Source organism: Aquimarina algiphila (assembly GCF_007489275.1).
Lineage (GTDB): Bacteria > Bacteroidota > Bacteroidia > Flavobacteriales > Flavobacteriaceae > Aquimarina > Aquimarina algiphila.
This window is the reverse complement of record NZ_VLNR01000030.1, coordinates 58,385-69,069: the sequence shown is the minus strand read 5'-3', so window position 1 is coordinate 69,069 and position 10,685 is coordinate 58,385. Positions and strand designations below refer to the sequence as shown.

The window sequence follows — 10,685 nt, the reverse complement described above, 5'->3', positions numbered from 1 at the left end:
TAGCATCAGGACATCCCCCTGTGCCACTTACTGTATAGGTCATCGTCACCGTACCTGCTGCAACTCCCGTAATCAGTCCGGTGCTTGAATTAATCGTTGCTATGCTAATATCAGCTGAACTCCAGCTTCCTCCAGCCTCTGTTGAACTAAAAGTGGTGGTACCGGCGATACAGGCTTCTTGAGTTCCGGATAGGGTTCCTGCTGTAGGTGGTGCGGTAATGGTTACATCTCTAGTCGCAGTAGCATCAGGACATCCTCCTGTACCACTTACTGTATAGGTCATGGTCACTGTACCTGCTGCAACTCCGGTAATCAGTCCAGTGCTTGAATTAATCGTTGCTATGCTAATATCGGCTGAACTCCAGCTTCCTCCAGCCTCTGTAGAGCTAAAAGTAGTTGTACCGGCGATACATGCTTCTGTTGTTCCGGATAGGGTTCCAGCAACTGGTGGTGCTGTAATAGTTACATCCCTGGTTGCTGTAGCATCAGGACATCCCCCTGTACCACTTACTGTATAGGTCATGGTCACCGTACCGGCTGCAACTCCCGTAATCAGTCCGGTGCTTGCGTTGATGGTTGCGATTGCTGTGTTAGCTGAACTCCAGCTTCCGCCGGCCTCTGTAGAGCTAAAAGTAGTCGTACTTCCTGCACAAGCTTCGGTAGTTCCCGATAGTGTTCCCGCTGTGGGTGGTGCGGTAATGGTTACATCCCTTGTTGCAGTAGCATCAGGACATCCTCCTGTACCACTTATCGTATAGGTCATGGTCACTGTACCTGCTGCTACTCCGGTAATCAGTCCTGTACTGCTATTAATCGTTGCTATAGTAATATCGGCTGAACTCCAGCTTCCTCCAGCTACAGTAGAGCTAAAAGTAGTCGTACCGGCAATACAGGCTTCCTGAGTTCCGGATAGTGTTCCTGCTGTAGGTGGTGCGGTAATGGTTACATCCCTGGTTGCAGTAGCATCAGGACATCCTCCTGTACCACTAACCGTATAGGTCATCGTTACCGTACCGGCTGCTACTCCCGTAATCAGTCCGGTGCTTGAATTAATCGTTGCGATTGATGTGTTTGCCGAACTCCAGCTTCCTCCTGCCTCTGTTGAGCTAAAGGTAGTCGTACTTCCTGCACAAGCTTCGGTAGTACCCGATAAAGTCCCAGCTGTTGGTGCCGCTGTAACGGTTAATGTTCTTATTTCTGAAGTAACCGAGCTACATATATATGTAGAACTAGTAACAATAACCTGATATTGATTCCCATTGTCAAATGTTGTAGGCCCTGTTAAAGTCAATATTGCGGTATCACTTCCGCTATAAATATCACCTATGTTTGCAGGATCAATATTAACAAATCCACTTCCGGAATCAACTTGCCATTGATATGTATCTGCATCAGAAGTGACTACAGTAAACGTAGTATTTGTTCCTGAACATATAATTGCATTAGATGGTTGTGTAGTAATTGATGGTGAAACACCAGATGTGGTCACATTTGCATTTGTACCTGTATACCCATCAGTTCCAGAAGTAACTACTCCATTCCCATCAACGGTAAGACCAGCACCAAACGTACCACTTCCTAAAAATCCATTATTATCTCCATCGGTAAACCCTGCTTCGGTGACATCATTACATCCATCATTGTCACTATCTAATTCTAAGAAATTATCATTATCATCGGTATCACTATCCGCAAGAACATAGTTTATTGTTCCGCTATCCTCATTTCCTGACCCTTGAACAGCATCTGGAATACCATCTGCTCCTACTGCACCCGATACTACTCCATTAACATGAGCTTGATTATGTCCAGCTTCTACAGCATCATAAATCCCATCATTATCACTATCCAAATCAAGACGATCCACAATTCCATCACCATCAAAATCTCTATCATAGCATAATTCGAATGAATTTGCCTTAAAAACTAACCAGGAATCAAAAACATTATCTCCATTATCTGCTACACCAATCTTAATTGTATTATCTCCAGCAGTAAGTACAGCTGAAAATGTTATTGTGGTTGTAAATCCGTCAGCTTCAATATTTACTGCTGTAGGATCAGTTTCATTATCTATAAAAAATGCGCTATCAGTTGTATTATTTACCGTGTTTATACTTATTTGCGATCCTGAAGGTGTTAACGCTACATTGGTTCCATTTACAAATATTTTGGCGGCATCATTTAGACCCGTATTCACAAAATCATTATATTCTTCTGAAGCAAATACAAACTCCCCGATAATTGTTGTTTCAGTCGGAACATTAACAACAACTTCTAAACTAGCGACATCAAACTCTGTACTACTACCTCCTGCAAAATCTGAATCAGTTCCTCCTCCTGCAACTCCAGTTCCATTTCCATTAAATCCTAAAGCAGGTCCAAATGTAGAGAATGGAGGTGTTGGTTCATCTTCATAAAATTGGTTAGACAAATTATCATCTAATTCGAGGACATTCCCTGAAGAAAATATAATTCCCTTATCAAATCCTACGAATGCATTAGGACTCCCACCACTATCTGTTATTTGGTCTCCGTCATCAAATGTTCCAATTTGCGGTACTGTTCCATTACCAACATTAACAGTTGAAGAAACCAGAGTAAGATCAGAGTTTGGAGCGAATAATAGATTTGCTAATGTTATTGAATTGTCCTCAGCAGTAATTTCAAAATTTGTATCTGCATCATCAACTAATTCAATTCCAAAAGAACCACCTCCAAAATCACATTCTTCGATATCTGGGATTCCATCATTATCATCATCTTTATCATCGCTATCGGCTACACTATCATTATCTGAGTTTATAGTTAATACTGCTGGTCCTGCCGGATCAATAATTTGTCCATCAGAAACTGTATCATCACCAGGTTGACCATCCTGAAGCACATATGAAGCTGTAGGAACTGTATTTGACCCAATAACACTAGTGTTATATGTAGTGGCGAAGTTTTGGAATATATCGGTCAATCCTCCTGGACTAGCCGGACCATATTTACGATATGTATATCCTGATAAAGAGTTAGCTACATGCCAATAATATGTCACGGTTACATCATCATTTGCATTGACACAGGTCAATGTAAAATCAATCAACCCAAAAGGATAATTGTACCCTGTATCATTAGCTGCTAATTCAGATTCTAGCACTGCATCTATACTTGTAATCTGTATACAATCTCCTGTAGTTTCCACTGTAACAAACCCCGTTCCGTCTGCAATCAGCAAAGTAGCTACATTACCTTGTAAAGAGTCTAAAATACCATCTCCATTACCATCACCTCCATTAGGTCCCTGATTCTCTTCGGTTCCCTGAATACCATCTCCATCATCACATCCGGTTGCAATAGCATCATTAGTTACAGCAGCAACTATCCCGGTATCATAAGGAGCTGCTACTACTATTCCTTTAGAATTAACAGTAGCATTTGCTACTGTTAATGGTTCGGTTGCTGTATTTCCCGGGTTATATACTCCACCATCTCCTCCATCTGCATTAGGGTTAGCATAGGCCTCATTAGCATCACTACACCCATCAACATCACTATCAATGGATTGAAAATCTGGATTTCCTGCAACATTTGCATCAGCAATTGTGTAATTTAGCACTGCCGCATTTGTATCCACATTTTCGAGTGCATTAAAAAGACCATTATCCCCTGACCCTGCATTGGCACCAGTTATTCTCCCGTCTGTTCCCACTGTTTGCCCATGACCGGCTTCAACTGCATCATAAATCCCATCATTATCACTATCCAAATCAAAAAAGTCTGGTACACCGTCCCCATCGGTATCAAAACTAGCCTGAATAGCATCATCATCATTTCCTACTAAATTGTTGTTATCATCATCATCCAGGTATGCAAAAACATTATCGGTATCTACATCTGCATAAGGATCGGTTGGAGATTCATCTACATTAGGAATACCGTCATTATCTACATCCAAATCTAGTGGATCAAGTACTAAGTCCTGATCTTCATCAAAAGCAGAAGTTGCATCTGGACAAGCGAACCCATCATTACTTGTGGTAGATATTGTAGAATTTAAAAAAGAAGCCGTTGGAGTAGCAGTATCATAATCATTGATTAAATACATACCTCCATCGTTATATGATACATATAGGCGATCTTCTGCATCGGTAAATGCGGCTCCAAAATTAGTTGCAGTAGGTGTTGCTAAGCCTCCTATCACCGTTTTCTCTAGTGTAGTAAGATCCCATATTACCAATTCACTTGCATTAGTAACCCCATATAGTTTACCGTTAATAAAAACGACATCATTTGTTCTTTGACTAGGTACTGCAGTTCCTCCGGGACCTGTAAATGTTACTGTTATTACGACTGGATTTCCTCCTTCTGGTAATGTTGATACATTTGCTATTCGATCATAATGATTTCCTCTATTAATCCATAAATTATCACTATCATCTACATCTCCAGAAATACCCCCTCCTGCAAAACCTCCACCTAAAGGACCAAGATCTTTTATAGCTCCATTAACTCCTACTTTAATAAGGTGATTATTAATTGGGCTCGAACCTCCTCCTTTACCAATACCATATACAAAATCGTCTAAGGTATTATATCCTGTTGCATTATAAAATTGGGTAATATTAATGGGGTCAGAATATTCTCCTGTTATAGGATCATAGCTTTTTAATTCTCCTGCAATAATTTGATAAAATGTTTGTGGGCAATTAAACGGAATTAATACACAAGCAGTGGATATTTGATCATCCAAATAATCTCCTCCCGGAGCTGTATATCCATCGACTCCACTAGTGACAACTCCATTCTCATCAATTGTAATTGGTGAAGACCCTAAAACTCCATCAACATCACCATCAGTAAAACCAGCTTCTACTACATCATTACATACATCTCCATCTGACTCTAAAGACTGAAAATTGGGATTTCCTAAGCCGTCTGTATCTGTAATTGTATATCCAAGAGTTCCCGAATCGGCAGCGCTTTCTGCTCCATCAAAAAGTCCATTGGTTCCTGATCCTGTTTCATGTCCTGTGATTCTTCCATTGGTATGTGGTAATCCATGTCCCGCTTCTACAACATCATAAATTCCGTCATTATCACTATCTAAATCAAAGAAATCCGGGATTCCATCGGCATCAGTATCAAAAATAGCTTCAACAACTCCATCGAGGTTTCCAATGGCTCCCATAGTATCATCATCATCCAGATAGGCAAATACATTATCAGCATCAACATCAGCAAATGGATCTGATGGGGATTCATCCGTATTCCTCAAACCATCACCATCTACATCCAGATCAAACGGGTTTAGGTTATCATCGCCATCCTGATCAATTGCGGAAGGTGCTGTAGGACACGAAAAGCCATCATTACTGGTTGTAGCAATAGTAGAGCCTAAAAAACTGGCTGATGGAGTACCCGTATTATAATCATTAATTTGATATAAACCTCCATCATTGTAGGACACATATAAACGATCTGCCGAATCTGTAAATGCAGCTCCATACCCAATTGCCGTTGGAATACCAGAAAGAGGCACTTCGGTTTTTGTCAATGTAGTGAGATTCCAAATCAATAAATTTGGAGCTTGACTCACTCCATATAAGTTTCCATTAATAAATACAGCATCATTTGCTTCATCAGCACTTCCTCCTGTAAAATTTACAGTGACTACTGCCGGTGAACCTCCTGCAACAAGAGTAGATAAATTTTCTATTCTATCATATTCTGAACCACGATCAATCCATAAATTATCACTATCATCTACATCTCCAGATATTCCTCCAGTTCCCATATTGGTTAATTCACCTAGGTCCTCAAATGTACCGTCTGCGTCAATTCTAATTAAATGTCGATTTATAGCACCTGCTCTTCCTATACCATATACAAAATTATCTATTCTGTTATAACCAACTGCATTATATCGAGGTGTAGTATTAATAGGACTTGAATACCCTCCTGTAATAGGATCATAACTTCTAAGTTCACCATCTATAATCTGGTAAAAAACAGAAGAACAGCTAAATTGACCATGTACAACAGAGCCTATAAACATTACTACAATTATAAACACAAGAGATAAACTATTTCTTGTTTTTTGAACGGTGTAATCTTTTTTTCTACTACCAAAAGTGTTTTTTCTTATCTGGCAAAAGCCCAAAAAATTATACATCCAGGCTAGTATGTCTCGCATTAGAAATAGGAATTGAGTATAAATTTTCATAAGCTATCTATTATGAAACTGTTTTATTATTTTTTTGAAAGGATTCAGAAAAACCCGTTTCTATTATTGTTTCTGAGATACAAAGCATAGATCTACTCCTCTGTAATGGGTGATCTTTAGGGGTCTGTTCTAAATGATTTTTTAAAAAAGTAGAAATAGGAAGTGAGTCAATAGCCTCATTATTTATCAATACATTATCATTTATAGTTACTTTATGATGCGAAAAAAATTGGTTAGTTTGTTTGTTTTGACTGGTTATGGTGGTAGGTAAAAAAGAATAGTCTTCAATCAATAATGAAGAGGAAGTTGTTAAAAAGGAGTATGCCACAAAAGAATAAATCCCTAATAAAAGAGTCATTGCTCCTATTAAAATTATTGTGGTATAATTAGATATATTATCTTTTGCAGAAAGATGTTTTGATACAACTTTGGATGTAGAAAAATGAAACCTTGTCATGGTTAATTTCATATTAAATTTATCGTTATTCAGATCTCTACTATCGTTGGCTCGCCAAAACTTTTACAACAGTGAGATTGTTATTGTTATACTATGATTTTAACTATTTATCATTATATACTATTTAAGGAAAACAATATGAATTCAATCTATATTTTTATCCTATTCATTATTATGTATTTACTACTCTGCAACTGTATAAAAAAAACAATTTTCAGAATACAATTTATACATATTTAAACAACAAAAATCGTGACGATAAAAAACCGTCATTTTTTCATTAAAGAGATAAAAATAATGCTTTCCACAGGCAATTTATTTTACAGGTTAAGTTCAATACTTATAACATTTATGGGACAAATAAACATTATAACTAGCAAAACATACATTATGTTTTTTTTAACATTATAAATTTATACATAAAAGCTTGATTCTAAATAATTTAAAACATCAAAATAATTACGGCTAAACCACAATTAAACAATTAAAACACTGATTATCAATGAAAAAGGAGTTTTAATTACTAAAAAACAGAAACACTTTGTAGTCTATTTTCTACAAAAAACTGATATAAACGTATAAAAAAAGAGGTTTTGACCTTAAAAAAAGAGATTAATATTGTTATTAATCGATAAAATCTGCATTTAATACTGAAATTTAATCTCTAATTTATCGTAATAACATCTTTGTACTATGACTGTAAATTATACCCATATATCTAAGAAAAGGAATTAAAACGTATAGAAGAAGAGTACTTATAAAAAAACCAAATGAGTAAACTAAATAATTTACTCATTTGGATATATTAATATGTGTTATATCATACCTATTGCATAGATGATATTTACATTTTTATTAATCGTTTTGTTGTTATCTTATTATCGATATTTATTTTAACAAAATACTGACCTGCAGGTAAATCCTGAGTGGACACTTTTATTCTTTCTTCTTTTTGATATGATTTTAAAAATAAAGATTGTCCCAGATTATTAAATAACTCTATCTCTGCATTCTGGTAATTCCCTCCTTTTATGGTTATATTAATCTGATTGTTAAATGGGTTTGGATATATAGAATTTTCATCTCCTTTTGTTTCAATTTCTTCTTCTGCAACCGCCTGTGTTTCTGTTTCTGCATTTTCATGAACAACCAACATTTCATTTGCTCTTGCCGCAGAGGTTGTACATCCATTAATTACCACATCATCTATATATACCCAATCCTGATTACCAGAAGCATCTGCTCTAAATCGAATCTGTGTATTCGCAGTAAAAGGTCCAGCTATAACTACCTGATCATTATAACGTTGATCGTTTACAAATTCATCTCCTTGGTTCCATTCTTCTACCGTAGTAAAACTTGCTCCACCATCTGTTGAAATCTGAAGCCAAAAATCTTCATTACCATTATCCATACTTCTGCAATAATATGAGAAATCAATGGTAAGTTCTTCATAAGTTGTTAGATCCAGATTACTTGTCGTCATCACTGATGTTGATGTATTATCTTGTAATCTCACACAATAGGTTCCATTTGCATATGCGGCATCACTTGAACTTCTTCTTGCGTCAGCTCCACCATCTATCCAAATTCCCAAACCAGATTCAAAATCTTCTGAATTAATTACAGAATAGGTACATACTGGTGGTGGCGGTGGTGGTGTATCATCTACACAGGCAGCTTCTACTACTTGCGCTGTCGAAAGTGCAACATCATAAACTGCTGCTGCATCCATTTTCCCGGTATAGAAATTATCAGCAGTTTCGCCAAAACTATCCTTTTTTTGAACCCCACCTATACCTCCTGATCCAATATGAGTAGGAACAGAACCTGGAGCAGCTGCACTAGATGAAACAGAAACGCCATCGATATATAATTCATGACTTGTAGCTCCACCATTATAGGTTACTGCAATATGATGCCAATCTCCATCATTTGGGAATGCTGCACTACGGGTATCAGAAACAGTAGAACTATTTCGTACTATTGATTCCAGATTTGCTCCATTTAATCGCAGAACCACTCCGCTAATTCCTCCACCTTCTTCAAAAAGATTCTGGATACCTGATAATGCCGTTGGTTTTATCCACATAGCGACACTTCTCTGAGTCATTGAAGAAATCATAAACGGTCCTGGGTTTTGACTATACTGTATTTTTGTAGCTCCGTCAAACACAAAAGACTGGTCTCCTTCTTTAAAATCTATAGTATCATAAGTTAGTGTTCCTATAGTAGAAAGAGGATCATTATTATTTACAGATGCATCATTAGCTCCATTTACACTGTCAAAATTCCAAAATGCAATATAAGAATCGGGAGCTCCACATCCTCCTGGAGGAGGTGTCGTAATTTCAATAATCTCTGGTAAAGGAACTGTAGCACCACTACTTCTAAATGTTGGCAAAGGAGCCGATATATCAATCAAGTAATTACGAAGATCTGTACTTAAATCATTTCCGATGGTTAATGTGGCAACATCTGGACTTCCTGACAACAAATTGTTTGATTCACTAATATCATTTATCAAATCATATAACTCATATGATGCTGTTTCAAAATTATGAATCAGTTTATAATCTCCTTTTCTTATAATAGAAACTGGTCTTTGATCTCTCTTAGAATCTATTAAATATCCCGGGAAATGCCAATAAATTGCATCTCTGTTTAAGTTTGGATTAGTACCTGTTAGCATTGACCACTGACTTACTCCATCTATTTCGTATCCTGCCGGTAATGTTCCTCCAGCTGCTTCAACTAGTGTTGGATATAAATCAAAAGCTACAACAGGAGTACTATTTATAGTTCCTGTGTTTGCCAGCAGCCCTTCTGACCAAGCCATGGTAATAGATCGTACTCCTCCTTCATAGTGTTCACCTTTCATACCTCGTAATGGACCATTATCTTCGGTACCTATTGCACCTCCATTATCAGAAATAAAATACACTAATGTATTTGCCGAAAGCATTTGGCCTGCATTTCTTGGATCTGGAGTAGTTTTTAAATAATCTATAAGTCTACCTATGGTCTGATCCATTCCTTCTGCAATAGCTGCCTGAGCGATATTGGTATGTCCCATCTGACTAGGATTAGTATTATTTTTTGCTACGTATTTAGCATACAGATCTGGTCTTGCATTAGCTTGCCCCCATGGTCCATGGATTGCAAAGTTGCTAAAATGCATAAAAAATGGAGAACTGTTATTTGCATTCATAAAATCAATTGCTGCATCTGCCATGGCATCTGTTACATGTTTGGCTGTACCTGTGAGCGAATTATCACCCGCAAGAGCTAATGATTCTGCTGCAGTATATGGCGAAGCATATACATCTAGTTCTGGGCCAATTCTTGGATGAAACTCCCAGTTACTTCCTGACAAAGCAGCAAAATAAGATCCTGGAGCACCATCTGATCCTCCTCCATAATTAAAATCAAACCCCTGATCAGTTGGTGAATTATTTAGACTTCCACCAGAATGATATTTTCCAAAATGCGCAGTTGTATATCCAGCTGTCTTTATTGTTTCTGCAATAGTAATCGCACTTGCGGGGATTTCGTCTTCTCCATTTGAGATTCCCTGACTTGGGCCTACCAACAATGTAGAATTTCCTCCTCTATTTAATCCATTAACCGCAAATACATTATTATCAGGTCTTGATGCATATTGACCACTTAAAATGGCTGCCCTTGTAGGTGCGCAATTCGCTCCGTTTACATATGCATTATCAAATGCTATACCTTCTATCGCTAACGTTTCTAATCTTGGAGTTTCATAGAAATCACTAGGATTATTAAGATTTGTTAGCCCTGTACTCACCTGAGACCACCCCATATCATCGGCAATGATCACCACGATGTTAGGAGACTGTGCATAGATTGAACCACCAACTCCAAAAACGAGCAGTAGCGTTAAAAATTTAATTGTTGTTTTCATAGATTAATAGATTAAGGTTACATGTTGATGTAGCATACTACACTGATTATTTAGTTATTCTTTATTTATATTGTTTTTGACAA

At 37.3% G+C, this 10,685-nt stretch carries 3 protein-coding genes; all 3 read right to left on the bottom strand.

The features are described 5' to 3' along the window. A partial coding sequence (locus tag FOF46_RS15150; protein WP_208746782.1) for a DUF6923 family protein occupies positions 1 to 6,184 on the bottom strand: 6,184 nt, incomplete at its 3' end. A 40-nt stretch (positions 6,185 to 6,224) separates the two neighbouring features. Further along, positions 6,225 to 6,683 (bottom strand): hypothetical protein, encoded by a 459-nt coding sequence (locus FOF46_RS15145; RefSeq protein WP_167571859.1) that lies wholly within the window; start codon positions 6,681 to 6,683, stop codon positions 6,225 to 6,227. A gap of 832 nt (positions 6,684 to 7,515) precedes the next feature. Continuing rightward, positions 7,516 to 10,602 (bottom strand): sulfatase-like hydrolase/transferase, encoded by a 3,087-nt coding sequence (locus FOF46_RS15140; protein ID WP_143917040.1) that lies wholly within the window; start codon positions 10,600 to 10,602, stop codon positions 7,516 to 7,518. Positions 10,603 to 10,685 lie beyond the last annotated feature (83 nt).